A 21,354-nucleotide genomic window follows, 5' to 3' on the forward strand; every position below is an offset into this window, starting at 1 on the left:
GAGTGGAAAAATACATGTCCCTGACCCTTATGAACGCCGAGACTGCCATTGGCGCGATCGGACGGCTATGGGCTTCGGCCCCTGTTACCATCGGCAGCCTGACCCTGACGGGGATGGAGGTGCCCCGGCTTATCCGTGATGGGGGCACCCAGCAGGTGGCCGTGCATCGCCTGCCCGGTGGTGGCAGGGTGATCGATGCCGTGGGCAATGACCCCGACCGGCTGGAACTGACCGGCACGTTTGTCGGCCCTACCGCCATTGAACGCGCGCGCGTGCTCAAGCAGATGCGGATTGCGGGCGTGCCTGTGCCGTTCAGCGGGGCGGGCTTGTCGCTTATGGTCCGCATCGTGCAGTATTCCTATGATTACGCGCAGAAAGGCGTAGTCATTCCCTACCGGCTGGTGCTCGAACAACCGCCCCAGGCCGCGACTGGCACGAATGTGGTATCCGGCCTTTCGGCGCTTGTGGGTGCTGATACGGGTTCCGCCCTGTCTGGCCTTACGGATGCGCTTGCCAATGTCTCGACCATTGCGGGCAACATGACCGGCCAGCTTGGTACCATCATCGGGCAGGTCACCCCCATTGCCGATATGGCTGGGGCGGGTGGCGTTCTGTCCGGGGTGGAGGACAATCTGGGCATGGTGGGCGGCCTGTCTGGCGCAGGCGTCAACCTGGCCTCGGTGCCCGATAGCGCTGCCAGCGTGGTGTCGGGACTTGCGGCATCGGGCACGGGGCTGACCGGTGCCATCGGCCAGACGGGGGCCAATATGGAAGGGATCGCGCCCGATAATGCCACCAGCCTCGCGACCCTGACCCAGAACGCACAGCTACATAGTGCTACCCTCAACAGCGCGGGTCTGGTCAACCGCGCCTATGCCAACACGCTGCTGGCTACGGGCGGCGTGCAGGATGGCCCGATTGCCAATAACTGAGCAGGAGGTAACAGACCCATGGCGCTTACCATAAAGGTTACGGCAGCGGATGGCACGCTGTACCATGTCGCGGCCCGGCAGTTGAATGATGCCACCGCGTGGTGGCGGATCGCGCAGCTCAACGGCATGACAGACCCTGACCTGTCCACTTTCACCACGCCCGTGACACTTGTGCTGCCTGCCATCGATACCGCGCTTGATAGCGGCGTGCCCGGGGTTACGGCATGAGTGGCAGCCTTTCTCTCACCACCGCAGGCCAGGCCATCTGGCGCACGCCGCGCGCGCGGCTGCTGGTCAATGGCACCGAACGGGCGGAAACCGGGATTGAGCAGTTCACCCTGACCCGTACCCGCTACAGCCGGGCCGACACACTTGAAATGACACTGGCGCTGGACCGTGCCGCCATGCCCGCCACCGGATTATGGTTTGACCTCCCGCTCCCTTCAGATGGCAGCGCCCTGACTGAACTGGGCATAACGCTACAGATGCGTGACGCGGCAGATGGGGGTGCGCAATGGGACACCGTATTTACAGGTATCATCGACCATGTCGCCCTCAGCCCGGCACAGACAACGGTTACCATCGCCTGCCGCGATTATCTGGCCAGGCTGCTGGACATGCGCATCTGCACCGACTGGATGAACATGACCGGGGCGGAAGTGATTACAGCCATGGCCACGGCTGCGGGGCTTACGCCACAGGTCAGCATGCCGCAGGCCATGACGGGTCAGTTCTGGCAGGTGGAGCACAAACGGGGCAGCGCAGCCAGCCACAGCCGGTTCCAGACGGCCTTTGACCTGGCCTGCACGCTCGCGACCGGAGCGGGCTGTGATCTGTACACGCAGGGCACCACTCTTGTCTGCGCGCCCTATCCCACGCCCACGCAAGCCAATACCCATCTGCTCGACTATGTCGATAACGGGCCGGAGCAACCTGTCAGGGCGGGCGCTTATGGCCTGAATTTCACGCGTGATTACCAGATTGGCCGGGGTGTCATCGTGCATGTCATGGCATGGGACAGCCGACAGCGCACGAAGGTTGACTATTACTGGTCGGCGGCGGGTGGCTCCACCACGCCACCCGCGCAGGGCGGCACGCTGCACAGCTTCAGCATGCCGGGCGTGCGACTGGACGAAGCAAGGCAGATGGCACGGTGCAAGTATGGGCAGATCATGGCCCATGCCCGCACCATTACCGGCGCCCTGCCGGGGCGTATCACGCTCCAGCCCCGTGACTTCATGCGGCTGACCGATACCGGCACGACATGGGACGGCACGCTGGACGTGGATGCCGTGAGCAGCCGTTTTTCATGGAATGGCGGCTTTTCGCAGCAGGTCACGCTGCGTAGCCGCAGCATGGCAGGAGAGAATGCTAATGACTGATACCCGCATGGTCGCCGCAGGTCTGGCGCATGCGCAGGCCCAGCCCGGCTTCGGGCTGGTCAGCGCGGTGGATCCGGTCAATCACGCTGTCAAGGTTATGCTCCAGCCCGCCGGGGTGGAAAGTGGCTGGGTGCCCTGCGGCGCGTTACAGGCAGGCAGCCTGCGTATGGCTTGCCTGCCCGATATCGGCACGCATGTCGTGACCATCCCGGTCGAGGGTGATGCCGAACACATGATCATGGCCAGCCCGGTATTTGATGCCGTTATCATGCCCCCCACATCCCAGGCCACCGGCAAACCGGCCCAGCCCGGCGAAATGCTGATCGTGGCGGGCTGCCCCACGCCGCCCGCCAATGGCGCAACTGCGCAGGGCGAGGCCACGCAGAACGCGCCGTGGTGGCACATCACAAAGGACATGATCTACAGCGGGGCAGGGGACACTACCGAAACGCTGACCGCCACCGGCAAGGCATGGAAAGTTGGGTCAGTCGGCATGACGCTCGACGCCAACGGCCTTGCCGTTACCGGCGGCCCGATCACAACCGACGGGGATATGACCGCGCAGGGCACCGTGACCGGCAAGACGGACGTGCTCACGGCCGGCATCTCCGGCAAAGGCCACACCCATAGCGGCGTGCAGCCGGGCAGCGGATCGACGGGGGCACCGCAATGAGCGAAACAGTTATTCCTATGCGCAGGGCGGAAGCGCCTTACAAGCAGCATATGCTCGACATGCTGGATGGTATCCGTGCCGAGGTGGAGAATGGATCCATCATCAACCTGATGGCTCTGGCCATTCATCCTGACCGGGAGTTCACCAATTACAGCGCTGGTGAAATGAACGCAGTGGAAACGGTTGGCATGCTGGAGCGGCACAAGATGTCTCTCCTGCTGAAAATGTCATGAGCGCGCTATCGCACACCATGGGCGGCGACCTCGACCTGTCGGGCACCGGCAGCGTGGCCGTGGTGGCCAGTGCCGACCAGACAAGGCAGGCGCTCCTGCGCAGGCTGTGCACCAATGCAGGCGCCTATATCTGGCAGCCTGATTATGGCGCGGGCCTGCCAGCAAGGGTAGGCAGCGTGATGGACGAGGCAGGCGTGCGCGCCCTGGTGCTCGAGCAGATACAGCAGGAGAGCGGGGTGGACCAGACCCAGCCGATCACGGTCACGATCAGCAACCCGAGGGTGGAGGCCTATCTGCTGGCCATTGCCTACACCGATGCTGACACCGGCACGGTGCAGGAACTGACACTGAGCACATGACGGGCGCCCCGCGGGGCGCCTTTTTTATTGGAGGTCCGTCTTGGCCCTAACCTTCCAGTCCTTCAGGACCACGCTGGGCAACATGGTGGCAAGCGCACAGGGCGCATGCCCGTCGCTGCTTGACCTCAATGTCGGCTCTCCCGGTCGCGCCATGCTCGAGGCCGTGGCGGGGCTGGGGCTGTGGTTCCAGTTCATCGCACTCCAGATCCTCTCACTCACCCGTCTCGCCACCTCGATCGGCACGGATGCCGATAGCTTCGTGCAGGATTTCGGGCTGACCCGCCTGCCGGGCACGGCTGCGACCGGCACGGTCACCTTTACCTCGTTCTCGCCCGCCAGCCAGTCGGCCACGGTCGCGGTAGGGGCAACGGTGCGCACGGCGTCCAGCCTCGTGTTCACCGTGGTGCAGGACGAGACGAACGCTGCCTGGTCCACCAGCGCCGGAGCTTACGTCCGGCCTGCGGGCACGGCGTCGATCACGGTGCCGGTGGAATGCGCCTCGACGGGGGTCACCGGCAACGTTGCGGCGGGGGCCATCTGCCTGCTGGGCACGGCCATATCGGGCATCGACACGGTCACCAATGCCTCAGCATTGACCAATGGCAGCGATGGCGAGACGGATGCGGCCCTGCGCACGCGGTTTGTGTCCTACATCAACAGCCGCTCCAAGGCGACGGTCTCGGCCATCGAGAACGCGGTGACCGATGTTTCCGCCGACCTGATCTATCAGGTGCTCGAGAACGTGGACACGTCCGGCGCCTTCCTGCCCGGCAACGTGGTGGTGTTTGTCGATGATGGCTCGGGCGATGTGTCCGATAGCGTGATCGATGCGGTCTATGCGGCGGTGGATGATGTGCGGCCTGCCGCCGTGTCCATTCAGGTCGTGCGGCCCAACGTGGTGCGGCCGCCTGTAACCATGACGGTAACCGTGAGCAATACCGGCGACCTCACCACCGTGCAGGCGACCATCAGCACCAATATCGCAACCTACCTCAACAGCCTCGCCATCGGGGCCTCGGCCAGTTACTCGCGCCTGATCCAGATCGCCTATGCCGCCAGCACATCGGTCACCAACGTGACCGATGTAACGCTTTCAGGCGGAACGGTGGACCTTCCCGCAACCACCGGCACGGCCTATCGGGCAGGGACGGTGACCTTTGGCTGATGTGACACAGAACGGCTTCGCGCTGCGCATCCGTGCCCTGCTGCCCACGGGCTGGTTCCCGGCAGCACCCGGCACGGGCGAGAGCGAACAGGCCCCGGTGCTCAACGCGCTTTTGCAGGGTTTTGGTAGCGTGTTTGCATGGGTGTGGGGCCTGCTGGACAGCACCAGAGACCAGACCCGGCTTGCCACCATGACCGGCGCGTTCCTTGACATGTTCGCCGCCGACTTCTTCGGCACTACGCTGACCCGCGCCACGGGCGAGAGCGACGACGCCTTCCGCACCCGCATCGAGGAAGCCCTGTTCCCCTCGCTCGGCACCCGGCCCGACGTGGTGAACGTGATTGCCGATGAAGTGGGCACCGCAGGCCGCGTGATCGAGCCGCGCAATGCCAGCGACTGCAAGGGGCTGGGCACGCTTTCCAGCCCGGCCATCGGCGGTGGCTACGGCTATGGCGTGGCGGCCCTGCGCTATGGCTCGCGCGGCGTGCCTTTCCAACTTTTTGCCCAGTTGCCGACCGGCGACACCAACCCGCCCGCAACCCAGACCCTGACCCGCATCGCCGCTGTCATGCCCGCAGGCACGATCGCATGGGTGCAGGACGTGGAGACCCTTGACTGATGGACAGACAGATCGTCTACCCCGCGCAGATCCCGCTTGATAGCGACCTGCTCAACGCCCAGCGCAATGCTTTGGTGGGCCTCGGCCACCTTGCGGGCATGGCTTATGGCGACAATACCGTGGCCGCCGGTGGCTTTGCCTGCACGCCGGGCGCGGGGCTTGCGGTGACCATCGCGCCCGGCTCGCTGCTGGCTGCGGGCGTTGTGGATGCGACAGCCTATGGCACGCTGGCCGCCAATGGCAGCGTGCTGGTGCGCCAGTATATCAGCCGTGACCCGGTCACGCTGACTGTTGCAGGGGCAAGGGCCACATACACGGTCTATGCCACGCCCGCCACGGTCGATGCCGATGCCACCGTGCTGCCCTTCTACAATGCTGCCGACCCGTCCGTGACCTATGCTGGCGCTGACAATAGCGGCAAGACCGCGCCCACGGTGCGGCAGGACGTAGCGCAGTTGGGCATTGCAGCGACCGTGCCCGAGGGTGCGTATCCGCTATGGACCATCACGGTACCAGCAGCGGCCACGGCCATTACGGCGGACATGATTGCGCAGGCCGAAGGCGCGCCGTTTTACGAGACCATTCCCGAACTCCAGGCCGATCTGGCCGGACGCCTGAAACTGGTCGATACCGAGGGCCAGACCGTAACCGGTCCCGTCATATTCGAAGGCGAGACCGAAGTCCCCGATACCGAAGATTTCACCGGAAAGGACGCCCTGAACGCGGAGACGGCAGAGGGGCGCTATGTGCGCTCCGTCCCGGCAGCGGGTTCCACCAACACCCGCATCGTGGATGTGCAGGAGGATGCGAGCGGTAATCTGATCGCCACGATGCCGGACGGCACAACAGAAAGCTATGCCCCGTTCAGTTACGGAGAGATTGCGGCATCCGGGGTCATTAAAGGGGGGTTTTGGACAAAGACGGGGAACGTCTTAAAGCAGAAGTTTCTTGTTTCGCAGAATGCAAGTCAGCAGTCGCAGACCATAGCGTTCCCTTTTGCATATTCCTCTGCGCCAATGGCTCAAGTGACAGCACAGATTTCATATCCGGGTTCGGCGGTTAGCGCGTGGGCAAATATTCAGGAGGGATACCCGACTGCGACAGCCATACAGGTTTTTTACCGATCCAATGCTGGTCAGAGTGACTATGACGCGGTTGGTCTTTTGTGGATTGAAGTTGAAGGGATACTATCATGACAGATTGGAAAACGACTTATACAAGCCGATACTACGCGTTTTATGATACTGAAGCTATGCAGCCCGCCCCCATTACCGGATGGATTGATATCAATCTGTTTCAGTCCCAGCCTGCGTGGCTGCCCGCAGCGTCGGCCCTTCTGCCCCTGACGGAAGAACAATGGGCTGCACGGTCACCGTCCGGGCAGGCCGTGCAGGGCGCAAATCTCGTGGCCTATTCCGCATTGATGGCGCAGGCACAGGCCACCTATGCTTCGGCCGAGGCATCGGTTTCTGCGGCCTATACGGCGAAAAATGTGGCTGTTCCCGCCGATGTGGCCGCCTATCTCGAGGCGTTGCTGGCCATCGCCAACGGCAGCGATACCACCAGCACGGCACTCCCTGCGGCTCCGGCAGACCTCAACGGGTCAACAGCCAGCGCGGCCACCACGACGACAGGAGCAACGACATGATCCCTCGCGGCATCCGCAACAACAACCCCGGCAACCTGAATTATGCGCACCAACCCGGCGCGCATCTGGAAACTGGCGTGCCCGAGCCGCGATTTGCAGCCTTTCCGACCCTGGCAGACGGCATCCGCGCCCTGCGCGACCAACTTGTGCGCTATGGCGAGCGCGGCCTTGATACGATCGCCAAGATCATCGAGACCTACGCGCCTGCCAGCGAGAACGCCACCGGCGCTTACATTGCCAGCCTGTGCCGCCAGATGGGCGTGCAGTCTGATACCATGCTGGACCTGCACGATCCGGCGACCATGACACGCCTGATCTACGGAATTGCCGCGATCGAGAACGGTCCCGGCCATCTCGGCCTGGCGCAGATCGAACAGACGCTCGGCGCAACGCCCGCCACAACCTGAGTCGCTCGCACAACCCGCACCTGACACGCCGCCTATCCGGGCGGTTTTTTTATGAGAAAATGAATGAGCGAAACCACATCCCTGACGCAGGGTGCCCCGGTGGCAACCATGCGCTGCGCCACGGTGGAGGATCTTGCCCGTGTGCGTGAGCGGCTGGCCAAGGTCGAGGGTGGCCACGACAACCTGCGCGATGGGCTGAATACCCTGTCCGTGCAGTTCTCCGATATGCGGCGCGACCTGACAAAATCAGTGGCCGACACGGCCGACCAGACCCGGCGCGAGATCATGGAGCGCGTGGACGACATGACCGACACGGCCACCGAGCGCAATAACGAGATATCGGGCAGGCTGGCCCGCATCGAGGGCGGCCTCAAGCTGACATCGTGGGTAACCATGACCTTCATCGTGCTGGCCACCGGCCTGCTCGGCTGGGGGCAGATTGGCGATGCAGCGTGGTCATTCTGCAAGCGCGCCTTTGGTTACGGACCATGACGACCGCGCCGCCCGGCCTGCTGGCTGACCTGAAGGCGCGTGTTATCGCGCCCACGCTCGCCTTCATCGGCCTCGGCGGTCCTGCTGCCGTCAACCTGCTGGCGGGCATCGCGCTGGTAGAAACCGGCTGCCGCGCCCTGGTGCAGGATGGCGGCCCGGCGCTGGGCCTGTAGCAGATGGAGCCGTTCACTCATGATGACATCTGGGCGACATTCCTGCCCGCACCGCGCCTGTCGGCCTCCGCGCCCGGCTGTTCGCCCTGCAGGCAGGATGGCCCGTGGGGGCGGACCGCGCCGCGCAACTGATCGGCAACCTGCCCTATGCCTGCGCCATGGCCCGGCTGAAATGCCACCGCGCACCCGACCCATTGCCAGCCACTGATGATGCCGCCGGGCAATGCCGGTTCTGGAAAGCCAATTACAACACCGCGCTTGGAGCAGGGCACACCGACCCGGCGCATATCGCCCTGTTCGCGCAAGCCATCGAGGCATGACATGAACACGACTGCAAAACTCGGCGGCCTCGGGGCCGTCATGGCACTCCTGCTGACCGAGGTGCCGGAGCAGTACACGCTCTACGCCGCGATCTTCATTTTCGCATGCAGCGCCGCCGCCGCCATCATCCCGCCGCCGCATGCAGGCAGCCGGTGGGCCGTGGCCTACCAACTCATGACCACCATCGGCCTGAACATCGGCTGGGCGGAGAACCACTTCAAGCCGGGGCAGTCGGGCGTGCGGGTGCCGCTTGCCGAAAAGCCTGCCGCCAAGCAGGCCGTGACCGCAGCGGGCATTCCCGTTCTGGACAGGAAGGGCAGGCCGGAAATACCGCAAGAATAGGGGTGCAGCTTCGGCGCTAGGTGGATGGCCGATGTGAGCCGAAGCTGCATGCTCCATTCTGTCCTTCATTACGGCAAAAATAAGTCACGCATGTCCCACCGCCCTCAGGGCGGTTTTTTACAGGAACAGGCATATGAACCTTTTTCTCTCCCGTCGGTGCGCGCTACGCATGGGGGCCGGAACGCTGATGGCCGGTGCGCTCGCTGGCTGCACGCTCAGCCGCGCGGGCAAGGTTACCACCATTACCCTGAACGTGGCTGAAGTAACGGATTACGGCAATGCCATCATGTCATTCGCCAATACCGCCATCAGTCTTTCATGTGTTGCGACGGCCATGGGCCCCGCAAACGTGGCGCTGGCCAATACGGTCATAACCGCACTCAGGGAGGCGCTCGATACGTTCAGGACTGCCGCCGGATCGAGCACATCCGTCAGTTATGACAGTACCAGCATTCACACGGCGTTCGACAATATTGTAACCGATATCGAGCAGATCAATACACTGGTTATCGCAGTCGTTACCGGCATGGCGTCGGACCTGTCGGGCACTGTGGTCTCGGAGGCAAAAACGGCAGCGAATGCCGCGTCAACGCTGATCTCGCTGCTCAAGGCCATGGTGGACATGACTGCACGGCGCCCCGCAGTTGGCACGACACTGACGGCGCAGGAAGCACTCGGGCGGATTACGGTTTTCGTGGCAACATATGGTGCATGAATGATCATGAGCAGGTGAAGCAATATGGAACATGCCACAACTATATTTGCCTTTCTTTACGGCATTGTGGTGGGGAATGCCGTCAGCCTGCTGGCCGGGGGGCTTTTCATGCTACGGCACTGGCGGCGGCAACGGATGCTGCGCGAACGCCTTGGCCCGCCGGTGGCCTGAGAAAAGTCAGTTGAAAACTTTACGCAATGCCGCCTTTTAAAAAAGGCGGCATCCAAAATCACTTTCCGGGTTGTGAGCGTGCGGGCACCCTGATCTCACTTGCCAGCACGCCTGCGACAATACAGCACGCGCCCAGAATCGAGGTGGCTGGCAGCAGGTCACCGGCCACGCGCCCGGCAATACCACCCCATACGGGTTCACCAGCGTAGATAATGGTGGCCCGCGTGGGCGAGACGGCTTTCTGCGCCCAGTTCATGGCCAGTTGCACAAGCATGCTGCCAACGCCCAGGCCCACGCCCCCGGCAACCCATATCCATGAAAATGCGGGCAGGCGCTCGCCCGCAACCGGCATGGCCAGCAAGGCCAGGAGCCCGGCTACGAGCAACTGCACCACGGTGATGCGCCTGCTGTCTCCCAACACTGCACAACGGCTGATCAGTATGATCTCGCCTGCCGCCGATACGGCACACAGTACGGTGGCCCATTCACCCCGGCCAAATCCACCCTGTGTGGCACTCGTACCTGCCAGCAGCACCAGGCCACAAAACGCCATCCCGATGCCTACCCAGTTCATGATGCGTGGCGGCCTGCGCAGCACGATCCATTGCACAAGAGGCACGATCGGCACGTAAAGCGCGGTGAGAAAAGCGGAACGGCTGCTGCTGATGGTTTGCAGCCCGTAGGTCTGCAGGGTGTAACAGCCCCATATCGCAATGCCGATTGCCATACCCGCGCCCATCTCGGCCAGGGTAATCCGCCGCAGGGCGCGATGGAAAACGGCGCAGCCGATCAGCCCTGCTGTCATGAAGCGCAACCCGACGAAGAACAGGGGGCCGCAATGTCGTAGCGTGACATGCACGATCAGGAACGTGCCACCCCAGAACAGCGTTACGGCCATCAGGGCCAGTTCCTGCCGTGAGGGAAGGTTCATGATCGCCATGCGCGCGCCCGCCATTGTTTTATTTCGATCCGCACCTCTTCCTCCAGATAACCAAAAACAAAGTGGAACTTACCCTGCGCGAGGGCACGCAACCCGGCCTTCTTCCGGGCTGTTTAACACCCGGGCGCATGGTTTGAAGCAGAGGAGGGCCGTCTTGTCACTTTTTGCCAATATGTCATCGGGGGAAGGCTGGCTCCAGCTTGGGGAACTCGTGCTTGCTTTCGTGCTATCCGCACTCGTCGGGATGGAGCGGGAGTTCAGGCAGAAAAGTGCCGGCCTGCGCACTTACACACTGGTCGGGGTGGCGTCCGCGCTGTTCATGCTGGTGTCAAAATACGGTTTCAACAACATTCTTGATGCGGGGCGCGTCGTGCTGGACCCCTCACGCATCGCGGCACAGGTGGTATCGGGCATCGGGTTCATTGGTGGCGGCGTCATCTTCATGCGCCGCGACATCGTGCGGGGGCTGACTACGGCGGCGTCAGTCTGGCTGACTGCAGCACTCGGCATGGCCTGTGGGGCAGGGCTGATTACGCTGGCGGTGGCGACAACCATCGGCCATTTCATCATCATGCTCGGCTTTCCGCGCATCAGCCATTTTATTCCACGCGACCATGCCACCCGCGCGGTCGGGCTGTTCGTGTCCTACCCCGATGGGCGGGGACTGCTGCGCGTGATCCTGATCCGCTGCACCAGGCTGCGTTTCGCCATTACCCGCGTCAAGCTCGAGCCGCCTGATCAATCCCTGCATGATCCCGAGGCCCTGCAGGATCTGCGCGACCGACAGCACGATGCCGAATTGCCACGACCTGATGAAAGGCCGGGCCACGGCACGGTCACGCTCTTCCTCAAGGTGCGCGGCAAACGGCCTGTCTCGCACCTTGTTGCCGCGTTATCGGATATTGATGGCATTATCAGCGTGGAAACCGATGAAGGCGATCATGACCCCGAATAGAGAGCCTGCATCAGATCGCTCAGACCGGTAGCTGCACGCGGCCCTGTATATCATGGGTTACGGCAGTAGTGGCGACAACCGCGCCAACCGGCAGGGCTGCATACAGATGCGGAAAGAGCTGCCCTCCGCGCGAGGGTTCCCAACGCACTGCCGCCGGATCAAGCAGGGCCAGATCGACCGCAAGCAGCACAAGGCCGCTCTGGCCTGCAAAATGCTTTTCAAGCGTGCCCTGCACCTGCGGCCCGGTGGAGAAATGGATGAAGCCATCCGCCACATCAGCCGGCGAGCCTTTGAACAGGCCCGCGCGGGCGAATGCTTCATGTTCGGGGGCAGTCAGGATTTTATAGACGATATGCTCTGTCATGACGTTCTGGTCCGGTCAGGTGAGGGCGCAGCATAGGGTAGCGCGCTGGCAGAGGAAATATGCTGGCCATCGTAGCGCCGCGCTGCATGCAATGCGAGCCAGCCCTATCCATATCGCCGCCATAAGCGCCTGGAGATTGTTTAAAAAGTTAGAGCCTGTTTGAAAAGTCAGCCCGGGAAACATCCAGAAATCATAAGAAAGTTTTTGGTGAAGCTTTTTTCAAAAAGCTTTAAAGAACGACCCCCATCGCAGGCATGACGATACCCATCATAAACTCATTTATCCCCGGCACGTCGCCTGCCTGCAATTACAGCAAAACGGGGCCGCTTTAATGCCATATCCGTAGGGCGAAAGGGGGGGGAAGGCGCACAATTACGGTCATGATGTAAAATCGGTCTGGTCATTGCAACGCCAAGGGCGCACCGTGGGACCAATCAACCACCACTGCGCATGAATAGATGGAAAGGTTCGCATGATGATGCCCCTCCCTGGCAATGATACGGGACCAGCCGTGCTGCATTTTCCGCGCCGGACCATTCTGCCTGCGGGAGAAGCATCGGATTACCTGGGCATCCGCCCGCGCCACCTGCGTGCCATGCGCCTGCTGCGTTGCGGGCCGAAAACCATCACCATCAACCGCGAGACGCTATATACCGAGGAAGACCTGCGCAGCTTCCGCCAGGGATTGCTCAATATGGTCGGCGTTACGGAAAACGGGGGGTTTTACCGGGAACTCAAGCCCGGCGAACGGACTGCCGCAACCGAGGGGGACCCGCTGATCGTGCTCCTGTCGCGTCATATCATTCGCCGCAGGGCCACACTGGTGGGCCTGTGGAGCATGATGGCGCTGGGCATTGGCATTGACCTGATCCTGTTCTGAACAGAAGTGCTTACTGAGCACAGCCTATCGGGAACAAAAAAAGGGGGCTCCATCAGGAGCCCCCTTTTTTGACACATGGTGTCAGGCGCGCAGATTACTGCTGGCCGTGATCGCCGTGCTCATGGTCGTGCTCGCCATGCTCACCACCGTGCTCGTGGTCGCCGTGCTCACCACCATGCTCGTCACCACCGTGGTCACGATCACCATGTTCGCCACCCTGGCCGCCCTGACCGTTCTGGTCATGACCGCCGCGATGGCCACGGTGCTCACCATGGTGCTGTTCGTTGTTGTCATCCGCATGGGCAGCGACGGGCAGGGCCAGGCCGAGAGCCGCAGCAAAAAGCAGTGCTTTTTTCATGTAATCTATTCCTTCCTAACGAACTGATTTTTTCAAATCAGATATTGCCTTATAAAATAACGGCCCGATGATATAAAGGGCATACCGCTATTTCATTTGTAACCGAATGCATCACTTATATCTTTGAAGGTCAATACCTGAATTTTGCGTGATGCTGCCATGCATTTCAGGCATCATCATACAGAAAACCTTCGTCGGATACCGTATGCGCGGCATCCTGCGGGCGGGCATAGCCGCGCCTGCTGCGCCAGGCGCGCAGCAGGGCTTCACGCCACTCTTCATGCGGCTCTTTGCGGGGTTTTGGGGTGGAATCGGACTGTCCGTTCATGATCCGGAAACCTTTGAAAAAGCCCGCCAAAGCGCAGGCAGGGATGCTTAACAAATATGGAACATCATAAGTGTGACGATTGTATGAATCCTGTTTCGCGGCACCCTGGCTTTTCCCCCTATGCAGGTGGTCCGGATCGACCTGAGGGTGGTATTGTTAGGAATCTATTCTTCTCGTGCCGCAGGTAATCAGGTTTGTCCTGCCTCAATAAACGTGATGCCGAAAAATTGCCGGAACCGGGCGAAACGGCATGGCCATGCCCCTCTGGTCCTTGTGGATCATTCATGGTCTTGTGTGGCCAAAGGCGCGTGCGCGCGCTCCACCCACAAAGAAAGGAAGACCGACCATGCAGATTGATCTGACCGGCCGCACGGCCATTGTAACAGGATCGACCGGCGGGATCGGCCTGGCCATTGCCAAGGGCCTGACTGCAAGCGGTGCGCATGTCATCATCAACGGGCGCCGCCCGGCGGCAGTAGCGCAGGCGGTCAAGGCTCTTGGTGCATTGGGCAAGGGCAGCGTAGCTGGCTTTACGGGCGACCTGGGCACGGCGGAAGGGTGCGCGGCGCTGGTAGCCGCCCACCCGCATTGTGATATTCTGATCAACAATCTGGGCATTTTCGAGCAGAAAGATTTTTTTGAAACCCCGGATGCCGACTGGGCCCGTTTTTTCGAGGTCAATGTCATGTCTGGCGTGCGGCTTGCACGCGCCTATCTGCCTGGCATGCAGGCACGTGATTGGGGGCGTGTGGTATTCATTTCATCGGAATCGGCGTTCAACGTTCCGGTCGAGATGATTCATTACGGTTTCAGCAAGACCGCGCAGGTCACCATCGCCCGCGGCCTGGCGGAGCGGATGGCAGGCACCAATGTAACCGTGAATTCAGTGCTGCCCGGGCCGACCCTGTCGGAAGGACTGGCGGAAATGCTCAAACCCGAGCAGGAAAAAACCGGCAGGTCGATGGAGGAAATAGCAGCGGAATTCGTGATGCAGCACCGTCCGTCTTCCATCATCCGCCGCGCCGCGAGCGTGGATGAGGTGGCGAACATGGTGGTTTACCTGTCCTCACCGCAGGCTTCGGCCACCACGGGGGCGGCCGTGCGCGTTGATGGCGGCGTGCTGAGCACGATCTGACCTGACGGCCCTGTGCGTGCGTCCCGCGCCGCTCATGGCCGGGGCGTGGCGCAGGCCCTCCATGACCCCGCGGATTGCTGGTAGGAGAAAGGGGTCTGTCCATTTCCATGCCGCAGGGATTTTTCATGTCCACCACCGTTCTTTACTCACCAGACGACGTGCGTGCCGCAGGAGGCAACGTGCTCCTGATTGACGTGCGCGACCCCAAGGATTTCGCGGCAGGCCACATTCCCGGTGCCATTAACATGCCGGACATCTTTACCTATCTGGCCGAAACCTCGCATGAGGGGCTGCACAAGCTGCAGCAGACCTTTGCCACCCTGTTTGCCGATTACGGGCTCGACGGCACCAGAACCGCCATCGTGTATGAAGACGCCCTGCACACCCGCTATGGCGCATCCTGCCGAGGCTACTGGATCCTGCGTTATCTGGGCTACCCCAAGGTGGGCATTCTTGATGGCGGACTGAGCGCGTGGCGCAGGGAAGGCGGCATGCTGACCACTGATGTCACCACCCCTGCAGGCACCGACTTCCCCCTGCGGCCCGATGCCAGCCTCATGGCAACGCTGGCCGAGGTGCGGGCAGCGCTGGGTTCTTCCACCATCAAGCTGCTCGATAACCGCGACCGGGTGGAATGGCTGGCTGAAAGTTCATCGCCCTACGGAGTTGATTTCGCGCCGCGCAAGGGCCGTATTCCCGGTGCCGTGTGGATCGAATGGTATGACTTCATGAAGGTGACCGACAACCACGCCGCCTTCCGCACGCCTGATGAAATCCGTGCACTGGCCGCCACGCGCAACCTGCATCCTGATGATGACATCATCATTTACTGCTTCAAGGGTGCGCGTGCCGCCAATACCTATGTGGCGCTGGCCTCGGCCGGGTTCAGCAGGCTGCGCATCTACATGGGTTCATGGAACGAGTGGTCGCGTAACCCGGCGTTGCCGATTGAAGGCGGGCTGCCAAAAGCCGCCGCACCCTATAACGGCGGCTGAGGGAAGAAATGAGCGGACTTTCACGCCTGTCGTGGCGTGAAAGTCCTCTACGCGCGGGCATGGCCTTACGATCTTTTTGCCGCTTCTCCCTGCCGGGCATGGCTGGCCATGATGTCCCTGGTCATGGCCTCGACCTGCCGCGTCAGGCGGGAAAGCTGCCGGGTGCGGTCATGCACCAGAGCAAGCGTGAGGTGTGGCACCTGCGCTCCGGCAAGCGGCACGAAGGCCAGTTCCCCGCGCATGACCTCGGCCATGACATCGAGCGAACTGAGAAAGCAGATCCCGATCCCCGCCGTTACCAGCGAAAGCATCATCTGCACATTGTTTGCCCGCGCGGCCACCGACGGGCTGACACGCCCGCTTTGCTGCAGCCTGTCAAACACGGTGGCAATGGCAAGCGGTTGTTCAGGCATGATGACGGGATGGTCCATGCACTGCGCCAGCCTGACCGAACCTTCCCGTGCCAGCGGGTGCGCAGGTAGGCATACGAAGCCGAGGGGAAAGGTCATGCGGTGCAGCACCACGATGTCGCGCATCTCATCGGGGTCGAGCACGAGGGCCAGGTCTCCTTCACCCGACAGAAGGGCCTGGCAGATCCGTTTGTTGTCACGGATGTTCACATTCAGCACCACGCCCGGATGGCTGACCTTCATGTCTGCCACGAGTTGCGGCACGAAGGCGCGGGACAGGGCCTCGGGTGCGAGCAGGTCAACCTGCCCGCGGCGGATGCCCTTCAGGTCATCGATCTGGCGGGTCAGGTCATCAAGATCCTTAACCCAGCGCCGGGCGCAGGCATAAAGCAGTTCGCCCGCCGCCGTCAGGCGCATGCCGGTGGGCAGGCTCTCGAACAGGGGGGTCTGCAATTCCTTTTCACCCAGCAGGATATGCCGGTTGATGGCCGAACCCGCGATGTGCAGTTCCTCCGCCGCACGACGGATGGACTTATGGCGCGCAACCGCCAGAAAATAGACCAGAAAGCGCGAAAAGGGGTGCATGCGTTCTCATTTCGAGAATGAGGAAGGATAAATTATGATATATCTGAGAGCATGCCACGTGTGAAATGATCTTCCTGAAAAGCCGCCAGAGCCTTTCCGGCCCGTTCAGGAGACCCCCATCATGACCCTCGCCACAGTCATCCCCTCCTTGCCCCGCAACATGACATTCGATGCCGATGACTGGCTGATCCTGGCCCGTTGCTGGCACCCGGTCGCCCTGGTGCGCGATCTGGGCGAGCAGCCGATGGGCGTGACCCTGCTTGATGCCCCGCTGGTGCTCTACCGCGCCGGGGGCGCGATTGTGGTGGCTGATGATCTGTGCCCGCATCGCGGCGTGCCGCTGAGCATGGGCAAGGGTGACGGGCAAACTGTGGCCTGCGCCTATCATGGCTTCCGCTTTGGGCAGCAGGGGCGATGTGTAAAAGTGCCCGCCCACCCCGACAGCGCCATTCCCGGCAAGCTGAAGCTGCGCACCTACCCCGCCGTGGAGCGTTACGGCCTGATCTGGACCTGCCTGCGCCCTGATGAGGCGCCGCCTGTCATTCCGCCCATGCCGCACTGGGATGACCCGGCCTATCAGCAGATCAACTGCCCTTTTATCGACATTGCCGGTTTTGCCGGGCGGCAGGTGGAAGGCTTCATTGACGTGGCCCATTTTGCCTTCGTGCACACCGACACCTTCGCCGACCCCGAAAACCCCGTGGTGCCGCCCTACAAAACGCACGTCACGCCCGATGGGTTCGAGGCCGAATATCGTAGCAGCGTGGGCAATTACCCCATTGGCAAGACGGATCGGGGGCGGCCAGGCTTTGAATGGCTGCGCCATTTCCGGGTGCATGTGCCTTTTACCGCCACGCTGGAAATTCATTTTCCCGATAACGGGCGGCTGGTCATCATGAATACGGCCTCACCCGTATCAGCGCGGCAGACACGCATGTTCGCGCCGATGTGCCGCAACTTCGACAAGGAACTGCCGCTGCAGGATGTCTATGACTTCAACCTGCGTGTCTTCGAGGAAGACCGCGCCCTTGTCGAGGCCCAGAAGCCCGAGAACCTGCCGCTCGACCCGACGCTTGAGGCCCATGTCATGGCCGACCGCAGTTCGATCGCCTATCGCCGTGCCCTGCGCACGATGGGCCTGAGCCAGTTTTTCACGGCATAACGTCATGTCAGCTCTTTTTCCTGTTATCGTGCATGATGTCATGCTCGAGGGGGCGGACTGTGTCCGCCTGCGGCTTGTGGCAACGCCGGGGCAGGGGGCACTGCCCCGCTTCGCGCCCGGCGCGCATGTGGATGTCCTGACCCCGGCGGGGCTGGTACGCCAGTATTCGCTGTGCGGCGATGCGGATGATCCCGGTTTTTATGAACTATGCATCAGGCGCGAAGCGGCCTCACGCGGGGGATCGGCCTCCCTGTGCAGCACCGTGGAGAAGGGGATGGAACTGCACATTTCACCGCCCCGCAATGCCTTCGCGCTGCCGGGTGCGCAACGCTATATACTGATTGCGGGCGGGATCGGGATTACGCCGCTCCTGCCCATGATGGCGCGGCTGCAGCGTCAGGGTGTTGATTGGGCGCTATACTATTACACACGTACGCCCGATCAGGCACCGTTCAGGGACCGGTTGCTTACCGCCCCCTATGCGAGCCGCGTGCATATGGCCACGAGCCTCAGGCAGGGCTATCCCGCCGCACTGGCCTGCCCTGAAGCGGACATGGCCATCATGCTGTGTGGACCGGATGGCTTCATGCAGGCCGTCTCGTCCCATGCCATTGCCGCAGGCTGGGAGGCTGCGCAGATCCATACGGAATATTTCCGTCCTACGGAAGTGGCACCTGACGATGGGGAGCAGGCATTTGAAGTCGTGCTGGCCCGCTCCGGGCGGCGCGTAACCGTGCCACCCGACCAGAGCATTGCCAGCGCCCTGATGGCGGCAGGCATTGCGGTCAGCCTCTCGTGTGAACAGGGCATGTGCGGGGCCTGTGTCGTGCCGCTGCTGGCCGGGGAAGGTGCGCATCGTGACATGGTACTGAGCGAGGCGGAGCAGGCCTGCAGCATTGCCCTGTGCTGCTCACGCGCCCGCACGCCCTCCATCACTGTGGACCTGTAACAGTCATGCTCCCGGTGCGCGTGATTTGTTTAATGATATGAATAATAAATAATTTTCTGGTAAATATTTTTCAGGGTCTGTTGAGAATTGAATTTTCTCAAGGGCCCTGATGTGATTCAGGACAGGAAACAAACGGCCCATAGGAAAATCAGAAAGGCTGGCCTGAATTTGAGAATTTTGTAATTACTCACAACATGGGCTGTGGGGGCATTACCTCAACAACATTGACATCATACATGCTCTCATGACAAAGCCGTTTTATAAAGTCAGGGGAATGACATATGCCGAGCGATAAAGCTGCCGCACAGACCCGGCAACGCATTATTGAAAGCTTTGTCGCCCTTATTGAAGAGCGCGATGATGTCACGGTTCCCACTGCCCATATTGCAGAACGCGCCAACCTTTCCGTAAGGACTATCTATAAGTATTTTTCCTGCCGTGATGCCCTGTTGCGGGCTACGGGTGAATGGCTGAATACGCAGGTATTCGGCTTTGCGTTGGGCACGGACCCGGATGATCTGGTGCAGGGCTTTCGTATCGCGGCGGCGCGGTTTGACGAGCACCCGAATCTTTCTCGCATTCTTGCCCTGACACGGGTCGGGCGTTCAATGCGGATCAAGTTTCGCAATGAACTTCTCGTCCGTCGGCGCAGAACGCTATGGCGCGATACGCCAGACGTGCCCGCCGCCGATCGACGCCGGGCAGAAGCCGTGATTGCCTGCCTGGACAATGTCCTGTCGTGGCTGACGCTCCGCGAAGAGTTCGATATGAACGGCAGCGAGGCAGGCGCCGCCATAAGCTGGGCCATAGAAGTGATTCTGCGTGAAACTCGTGCCATGACCCCTTCAGATCCGTCTTCCCAGCCCTGATTCCCATCCCGCTCCAATCCGCAACTGATCGGGGCAGGGCATCGATCAATCCTTCGGGCTACTTTCTTCTTCGTCCGGTTTGGCATCGAGCGCGCGGGCCAGATCGCCCCTGATGAAGGCATCGAGAATATCACCGAGAAAAGCAGCCATGCTTTCACGCGGGTTATCACCATCAAAAAGAGGCCCTGTGGGCGCTTTTATGACGAACAGGTTCGATAAACCGCAGAGCATGGCGTACATGCCGTAACCGGCCTGCACTTTCCGGCTCAGGGTTTCCATATCATTGGGACCGAAGTCATCGGTTAACGTAAAAACCCGCTTGCCATATATCAATTCCATCAGATCTTCGAACGCGGCACCGACGACGATGCGATAGCGCGGATAGGCATAGGCATCCGGTATGTAACCGAACATGAGCCGGTAGAGCTGGGGATGGGTGCAGCCAAAATCCACGCAGTAAAACACAATACGCTTGAGCGCATCGGTGCGATTGGCGCAAGTGCGGTTAATATGGGCGATCTGCCTGCGGAAAATCTGAAAATATTCCACGGCAATTTCTAGCAGGAGATCATGCAGGCTCCCATAATGATTATAGAAATTGGCCGGCGCGACTTTGACTTCCTTGGCGAGACGACGCACCGAAAGGGCTTCGAGCCGTTCAGATTCAAGTATTCTGACAGTCGCAATGCGCAGGTCTTCGGGAACATTTCCTTTATGATAGCGTCTTGAAATGGGAAGGCATCCTTCTGGAAAGGCGGCATAAGCGTATGAGCGTTGGATTATAATCAGAAATTATGTTGCGATTGAGTATGTCAAAAAAAGTGATAGATTTTATGCGGCGTATGAAATAATTCCTATTTATCCAGCTGATTGTCATAAAATCCCTACATACAAAAGCATTTTGTCTTGAAATTCCTAACAACGTCTTATCGGGCCAGCAGGGGTCAAGCGTTACGCGCCTACACACGCAACCCGTCATTTTAACTGACTTCAGGGTACGTAGCATTGATATAAGAACGGATTTTTCCCTTGACAGAGATTTCGACCGTTGCGCGACGGCGGTTGGTCCTGCCTGTTACCAGAGGGAAAAACCATGCTCTCTTTTGAACTCCCCCTCCAGTGACAAGGTAGATGCAGCATGTGGGATTTATTTCCTAAACCCCAGCATCCTCCATTATGAACACTGTTAAGATAAGGGCCGTTAAAACAGACGCTGCCATAAACAGTTACGCATCATATTGTAGTGTTTCGTTTAAAAAATAGGTGCATATCTTCCTGTTATATATATTCAAAAATATATTAGAAAAAATTTTCTCTTCTCTGGAAAACGGAAATAATTCTCCGCTATGCAAAGGATTGCCTTTTTCCTTGACAGGAAATTAATCAGAAATTAATACCACTGTGAACTGAGGCAAAAGCCTCGTGTCCACATAGCCGATTACGCTCTCACCATATTGTATCATAGTGACCATTCAACCCAGGTGCAGGATCTGACTTCAGGCATAAAGTGAACGTTGTTCATATTAGCTTACCGCTTTCCCTATAGGGTGACGCAACGCCCTGGGAAGGATCGATTAAATATTAACGATAGCAAGGCAGCGATATAGCTGAACATGGTCGGGGCAAAACGCATAACGGACAAAATCGCGGTCTTGATGAAAAAGACACCGCTCAGCCGGATGCCCCCGTGGGTGCCGGTTGTTGTTGGTGCCTCCATCATGGGGTTCGCGGGGTCCATAACACTCAGCCTGTATTCCCAGGGACTGCTGTGCTTCGGCACGGTCACGCTCCT

At 60.5% G+C, this 21,354-nt stretch carries 30 protein-coding genes; 24 read left to right on the forward strand and 6 right to left on the reverse strand.

Translation table 11 applies throughout. The annotated features are described in order from the left end of the window. Positions 1-14: 14 nt before the first annotated feature. The 12 genes from GXY01S_RS08440 (at position 15) to GXY01S_RS08495 (ending at position 7,910) form a co-directional block, all read left to right on the forward strand. Positions 15-932: a hypothetical protein gene (locus tag GXY01S_RS08440; RefSeq protein ID WP_061274047.1), complete on the forward strand. Its 918-nt coding sequence runs from the start codon at positions 15-17 to the stop codon at positions 930-932. Positions 933-950: 18 nt separating this feature from the next. Next, the gene (locus tag GXY01S_RS08445) at positions 951-1,160 is read left to right on the forward strand and encodes a hypothetical protein (protein ID WP_061274049.1); all 210 of its coding nucleotides are present in this window, start codon (positions 951-953) and stop codon (positions 1,158-1,160) included. Continuing rightward, entirely contained in the window at positions 1,157-2,314 is a 1,158-nt protein-coding gene (locus GXY01S_RS08450) for a hypothetical protein (protein WP_061274051.1), read from the forward strand. The genes GXY01S_RS08445 and GXY01S_RS08450 overlap by 4 nt, the downstream gene beginning before the upstream one ends. Beyond that, entirely contained in the window at positions 2,307-2,987 is a 681-nt protein-coding gene (locus tag GXY01S_RS08455; protein WP_061274053.1) for a phage baseplate assembly protein V, read from the forward strand. Before GXY01S_RS08450 ends, GXY01S_RS08455 begins: the two co-directional genes overlap by 8 nt. Next, complete coding sequence (locus GXY01S_RS08460; RefSeq protein WP_146222769.1) at positions 2,984-3,220, forward strand: hypothetical protein; 237 nt, start codon at positions 2,984-2,986, stop codon at positions 3,218-3,220. Before GXY01S_RS08455 ends, GXY01S_RS08460 begins: the two co-directional genes overlap by 4 nt. Next, a complete protein-coding gene (locus tag GXY01S_RS08465; RefSeq protein WP_061274058.1) occupies positions 3,217-3,579 on the forward strand; it encodes a hypothetical protein in 363 nt (120 codons plus the stop codon). Before GXY01S_RS08460 ends, GXY01S_RS08465 begins: the two co-directional genes overlap by 4 nt. Positions 3,580-3,619: 40 nt before the next feature. Beyond that, positions 3,620-4,744, forward strand: a complete 1,125-nt coding sequence (locus GXY01S_RS08470) for a baseplate J/gp47 family protein (protein ID WP_061274060.1) — start codon at positions 3,620-3,622, stop codon at positions 4,742-4,744. A 1-nt stretch (position 4,745) separates the two neighbouring features. Then, complete coding sequence (locus GXY01S_RS08475) at positions 4,746-5,363, forward strand: hypothetical protein (protein ID WP_242501374.1); 618 nt, start codon at positions 4,746-4,748, stop codon at positions 5,361-5,363. Then, positions 5,363-6,559 carry a hypothetical protein gene (locus tag GXY01S_RS18915; protein ID WP_242501301.1) on the forward strand — a complete coding sequence of 399 codons (1,197 nt, stop codon included), beginning with the start codon at positions 5,363-5,365 and terminating at the stop codon, positions 6,557-6,559. Before GXY01S_RS08475 ends, GXY01S_RS18915 begins: the two co-directional genes overlap by 1 nt. 56 nt (positions 6,560-6,615) lie before the next feature. Next, positions 6,616-7,011, forward strand: a complete 396-nt coding sequence (locus GXY01S_RS08485; protein WP_061274064.1) for a hypothetical protein — start codon at positions 6,616-6,618, stop codon at positions 7,009-7,011. Further along, entirely contained in the window at positions 7,008-7,418 is a 411-nt protein-coding gene (locus GXY01S_RS08490) for a hypothetical protein (RefSeq protein ID WP_061274066.1), read from the forward strand. Before GXY01S_RS08485 ends, GXY01S_RS08490 begins: the two co-directional genes overlap by 4 nt. Before the next feature lie 63 nt (positions 7,419-7,481). Next, the gene (locus GXY01S_RS08495; RefSeq protein ID WP_061274067.1) at positions 7,482-7,910 is read left to right on the forward strand and encodes a hypothetical protein; all 429 of its coding nucleotides are present in this window, start codon (positions 7,482-7,484) and stop codon (positions 7,908-7,910) included. On the opposite strand, the gene GXY01S_RS18920 is transcribed toward GXY01S_RS08495, so the two are convergent. Next, entirely contained in the window at positions 7,898-8,104 is a 207-nt protein-coding gene (locus GXY01S_RS18920; RefSeq protein ID WP_242501302.1) for a hypothetical protein, read from the reverse strand. The genes GXY01S_RS08495 and GXY01S_RS18920 overlap by 13 nt on opposite strands. Positions 8,105-8,187: 83 nt before the next feature. Between GXY01S_RS18920 and GXY01S_RS18925 the strand changes: the two genes are divergently transcribed. The 4 genes from GXY01S_RS18925 to GXY01S_RS18085 all read left to right on the forward strand — a co-directional run bounded on the left by GXY01S_RS18925 (position 8,188) and on the right by GXY01S_RS18085 (position 9,632). After that, the gene (locus tag GXY01S_RS18925) at positions 8,188-8,403 is read left to right on the forward strand and encodes a hypothetical protein (RefSeq protein ID WP_242501303.1); all 216 of its coding nucleotides are present in this window, start codon (positions 8,188-8,190) and stop codon (positions 8,401-8,403) included. A 1-nt stretch (position 8,404) separates the two neighbouring features. Further along, a complete protein-coding gene (locus GXY01S_RS08505; protein ID WP_061274069.1) occupies positions 8,405-8,746 on the forward strand; it encodes a hypothetical protein in 342 nt (113 codons plus the stop codon). 133 nt (positions 8,747-8,879) lie between these two features. After that, on the forward strand, positions 8,880-9,461 hold the full coding sequence (locus GXY01S_RS08510; RefSeq protein WP_061274071.1) for a hypothetical protein: 582 nt from the start codon (positions 8,880-8,882) through the stop codon (positions 9,459-9,461). Positions 9,462-9,485: 24 nt separating this feature from the next. Next, the gene (locus tag GXY01S_RS18085) at positions 9,486-9,632 is read left to right on the forward strand and encodes a hypothetical protein (RefSeq protein ID WP_156470299.1); all 147 of its coding nucleotides are present in this window, start codon (positions 9,486-9,488) and stop codon (positions 9,630-9,632) included. A 58-nt stretch (positions 9,633-9,690) separates the two neighbouring features. On the opposite strand, the gene GXY01S_RS08515 is transcribed toward GXY01S_RS18085, so the two are convergent. After that, entirely contained in the window at positions 9,691-10,563 is an 873-nt protein-coding gene (locus GXY01S_RS08515) for a DMT family transporter (protein ID WP_110570390.1), read from the reverse strand. A gap of 181 nt (positions 10,564-10,744) precedes the next feature. Here GXY01S_RS08515 and GXY01S_RS08520 point away from each other — a divergent pair, with 181 nt between their 5' ends. Then, complete coding sequence (locus GXY01S_RS08520; protein ID WP_061274122.1) at positions 10,745-11,527, forward strand: MgtC/SapB family protein; 783 nt, start codon at positions 10,745-10,747, stop codon at positions 11,525-11,527. Positions 11,528-11,546: 19 nt separating this feature from the next. On the opposite strand, the gene GXY01S_RS08525 is transcribed toward GXY01S_RS08520, so the two are convergent. After that, on the reverse strand, positions 11,547-11,891 hold the full coding sequence (locus tag GXY01S_RS08525; protein ID WP_061274073.1) for a DUF952 domain-containing protein: 345 nt from the start codon (positions 11,889-11,891) through the stop codon (positions 11,547-11,549). Between the two features lie 472 nt (positions 11,892-12,363). Between GXY01S_RS08525 and GXY01S_RS08530 the strand changes: the two genes are divergently transcribed. Next, positions 12,364-12,771, forward strand: coding sequence for a hypothetical protein (locus tag GXY01S_RS08530; protein WP_242501304.1), 408 nt, complete (start codon positions 12,364-12,366; stop codon positions 12,769-12,771). 106 nt (positions 12,772-12,877) lie between these two features. Next, positions 12,878-13,156, forward strand: coding sequence for a hypothetical protein (locus GXY01S_RS18090; RefSeq protein WP_061274075.1), 279 nt, complete (start codon positions 12,878-12,880; stop codon positions 13,154-13,156). Positions 13,157-13,295: 139 nt separating this feature from the next. Here GXY01S_RS18090 and GXY01S_RS18555 read toward each other — a convergent pair whose 3' ends face one another. Further along, entirely contained in the window at positions 13,296-13,457 is a 162-nt protein-coding gene (locus tag GXY01S_RS18555; protein ID WP_165165612.1) for a hypothetical protein, read from the reverse strand. Between the two features lie 346 nt (positions 13,458-13,803). Here GXY01S_RS18555 and GXY01S_RS08540 point away from each other — a divergent pair, with 346 nt between their 5' ends. Then, positions 13,804-14,592: an SDR family NAD(P)-dependent oxidoreductase gene (locus GXY01S_RS08540; protein ID WP_061274077.1), complete on the forward strand. Its 789-nt coding sequence runs from the start codon at positions 13,804-13,806 to the stop codon at positions 14,590-14,592. Between the two features lie 125 nt (positions 14,593-14,717). Further along, positions 14,718-15,587, forward strand: a complete 870-nt coding sequence (locus tag GXY01S_RS08545) for a sulfurtransferase (RefSeq protein ID WP_061274127.1) — start codon at positions 14,718-14,720, stop codon at positions 15,585-15,587. A gap of 65 nt (positions 15,588-15,652) precedes the next feature. Here GXY01S_RS08545 and GXY01S_RS08550 read toward each other — a convergent pair whose 3' ends face one another. Continuing rightward, positions 15,653-16,582, reverse strand: coding sequence for a LysR family transcriptional regulator (locus tag GXY01S_RS08550; protein ID WP_061274079.1), 930 nt, complete (start codon positions 16,580-16,582; stop codon positions 15,653-15,655). A 121-nt stretch (positions 16,583-16,703) separates the two neighbouring features. Between GXY01S_RS08550 and GXY01S_RS08555 the strand changes: the two genes are divergently transcribed. From GXY01S_RS08555 to GXY01S_RS08565, 3 genes are all read left to right on the forward strand, one after another. Beyond that, entirely contained in the window at positions 16,704-17,744 is a 1,041-nt protein-coding gene (locus tag GXY01S_RS08555) for an aromatic ring-hydroxylating dioxygenase subunit alpha (RefSeq protein ID WP_061274081.1), read from the forward strand. 4 nt (positions 17,745-17,748) lie between these two features. Next, positions 17,749-18,693 carry a PDR/VanB family oxidoreductase gene (locus GXY01S_RS08560; RefSeq protein ID WP_061274083.1) on the forward strand — a complete coding sequence of 315 codons (945 nt, stop codon included), beginning with the start codon at positions 17,749-17,751 and terminating at the stop codon, positions 18,691-18,693. Positions 18,694-18,974: 281 nt separating this feature from the next. Then, a complete protein-coding gene (locus tag GXY01S_RS08565; protein ID WP_061274085.1) occupies positions 18,975-19,562 on the forward strand; it encodes a TetR/AcrR family transcriptional regulator in 588 nt (195 codons plus the stop codon). Between the two features lie 45 nt (positions 19,563-19,607). Here the strand turns inward: GXY01S_RS08565 and GXY01S_RS08570 are convergent, their stop codons facing one another. Beyond that, positions 19,608-20,201 carry a TetR/AcrR family transcriptional regulator gene (locus GXY01S_RS08570; protein ID WP_242501305.1) on the reverse strand — a complete coding sequence of 198 codons (594 nt, stop codon included), beginning with the start codon at positions 20,199-20,201 and terminating at the stop codon, positions 19,608-19,610. Positions 20,202-21,354: the final 1,153 nt, after the last annotated feature.

It is taken from the genome of Komagataeibacter xylinus NBRC 15237 (assembly GCF_001571345.1).
In the GTDB taxonomy this organism is placed as follows: domain Bacteria; phylum Pseudomonadota; class Alphaproteobacteria; order Acetobacterales; family Acetobacteraceae; genus Komagataeibacter; species Komagataeibacter xylinus.

What these genes read in the sequence shown, in the direction of transcription:
- GXY01S_RS08440 (WP_061274047.1), top strand. Translation starts at nt 15, where the DNA reads ATGTCCCTGACCCTTATGAACGCCGAGACTGCCATTGGCGCGATCGGA.
- GXY01S_RS08445 (WP_061274049.1), top strand. Translation starts at nt 951, where the DNA reads ATGGCGCTTACCATAAAGGTTACGGCAGCGGATGGCACGCTGTACCAT.
- GXY01S_RS08450 (WP_061274051.1), top strand. Translation starts at nt 1,157, where the DNA reads ATGAGTGGCAGCCTTTCTCTCACCACCGCAGGCCAGGCCATCTGGCGC.
- GXY01S_RS08455 (WP_061274053.1), top strand. Translation starts at nt 2,307, where the DNA reads ATGACTGATACCCGCATGGTCGCCGCAGGTCTGGCGCATGCGCAGGCC.
- GXY01S_RS08460 (WP_146222769.1), top strand. Translation starts at nt 2,984, where the DNA reads ATGAGCGAAACAGTTATTCCTATGCGCAGGGCGGAAGCGCCTTACAAG.
- GXY01S_RS08465 (WP_061274058.1), top strand. Translation starts at nt 3,217, where the DNA reads ATGAGCGCGCTATCGCACACCATGGGCGGCGACCTCGACCTGTCGGGC.
- GXY01S_RS18915 (WP_242501301.1), top strand. Translation starts at nt 5,363, where the DNA reads ATGGACAGACAGATCGTCTACCCCGCGCAGATCCCGCTTGATAGCGAC.
- GXY01S_RS08485 (WP_061274064.1), top strand. Translation starts at nt 6,616, where the DNA reads ATGCAGCCCGCCCCCATTACCGGATGGATTGATATCAATCTGTTTCAG.
- GXY01S_RS08490 (WP_061274066.1), top strand. Translation starts at nt 7,008, where the DNA reads ATGATCCCTCGCGGCATCCGCAACAACAACCCCGGCAACCTGAATTAT.
- GXY01S_RS08495 (WP_061274067.1), top strand. Translation starts at nt 7,482, where the DNA reads ATGAGCGAAACCACATCCCTGACGCAGGGTGCCCCGGTGGCAACCATG.
- GXY01S_RS18920 (WP_242501302.1), bottom strand. Translation starts at nt 8,104, where the DNA reads ATGAGTGAACGGCTCCATCTGCTACAGGCCCAGCGCCGGGCCGCCATC.
- GXY01S_RS08505 (WP_061274069.1), top strand. Translation starts at nt 8,405, where the DNA reads ATGAACACGACTGCAAAACTCGGCGGCCTCGGGGCCGTCATGGCACTC.
- GXY01S_RS08510 (WP_061274071.1), top strand. Translation starts at nt 8,880, where the DNA reads ATGAACCTTTTTCTCTCCCGTCGGTGCGCGCTACGCATGGGGGCCGGA.
- GXY01S_RS18085 (WP_156470299.1), top strand. Translation starts at nt 9,486, where the DNA reads ATGGAACATGCCACAACTATATTTGCCTTTCTTTACGGCATTGTGGTG.
- GXY01S_RS08515 (WP_110570390.1), bottom strand. Translation starts at nt 10,563, where the DNA reads ATGAACCTTCCCTCACGGCAGGAACTGGCCCTGATGGCCGTAACGCTG.
- GXY01S_RS08520 (WP_061274122.1), top strand. Translation starts at nt 10,745, where the DNA reads ATGTCATCGGGGGAAGGCTGGCTCCAGCTTGGGGAACTCGTGCTTGCT.
- GXY01S_RS08525 (WP_061274073.1), bottom strand. Translation starts at nt 11,891, where the DNA reads ATGACAGAGCATATCGTCTATAAAATCCTGACTGCCCCCGAACATGAA.
- GXY01S_RS08530 (WP_242501304.1), top strand. Translation starts at nt 12,364, where the DNA reads ATGATGATGCCCCTCCCTGGCAATGATACGGGACCAGCCGTGCTGCAT.
- GXY01S_RS18555 (WP_165165612.1), bottom strand. Translation starts at nt 13,457, where the DNA reads ATGAACGGACAGTCCGATTCCACCCCAAAACCCCGCAAAGAGCCGCAT.
- GXY01S_RS08540 (WP_061274077.1), top strand. Translation starts at nt 13,804, where the DNA reads ATGCAGATTGATCTGACCGGCCGCACGGCCATTGTAACAGGATCGACC.
- GXY01S_RS08545 (WP_061274127.1), top strand. Translation starts at nt 14,718, where the DNA reads ATGTCCACCACCGTTCTTTACTCACCAGACGACGTGCGTGCCGCAGGA.
- GXY01S_RS08550 (WP_061274079.1), bottom strand. Translation starts at nt 16,582, where the DNA reads ATGCACCCCTTTTCGCGCTTTCTGGTCTATTTTCTGGCGGTTGCGCGC.
- GXY01S_RS08555 (WP_061274081.1), top strand. Translation starts at nt 16,704, where the DNA reads ATGACCCTCGCCACAGTCATCCCCTCCTTGCCCCGCAACATGACATTC.
- GXY01S_RS08560 (WP_061274083.1), top strand. Translation starts at nt 17,749, where the DNA reads ATGTCAGCTCTTTTTCCTGTTATCGTGCATGATGTCATGCTCGAGGGG.
- GXY01S_RS08565 (WP_061274085.1), top strand. Translation starts at nt 18,975, where the DNA reads ATGCCGAGCGATAAAGCTGCCGCACAGACCCGGCAACGCATTATTGAA.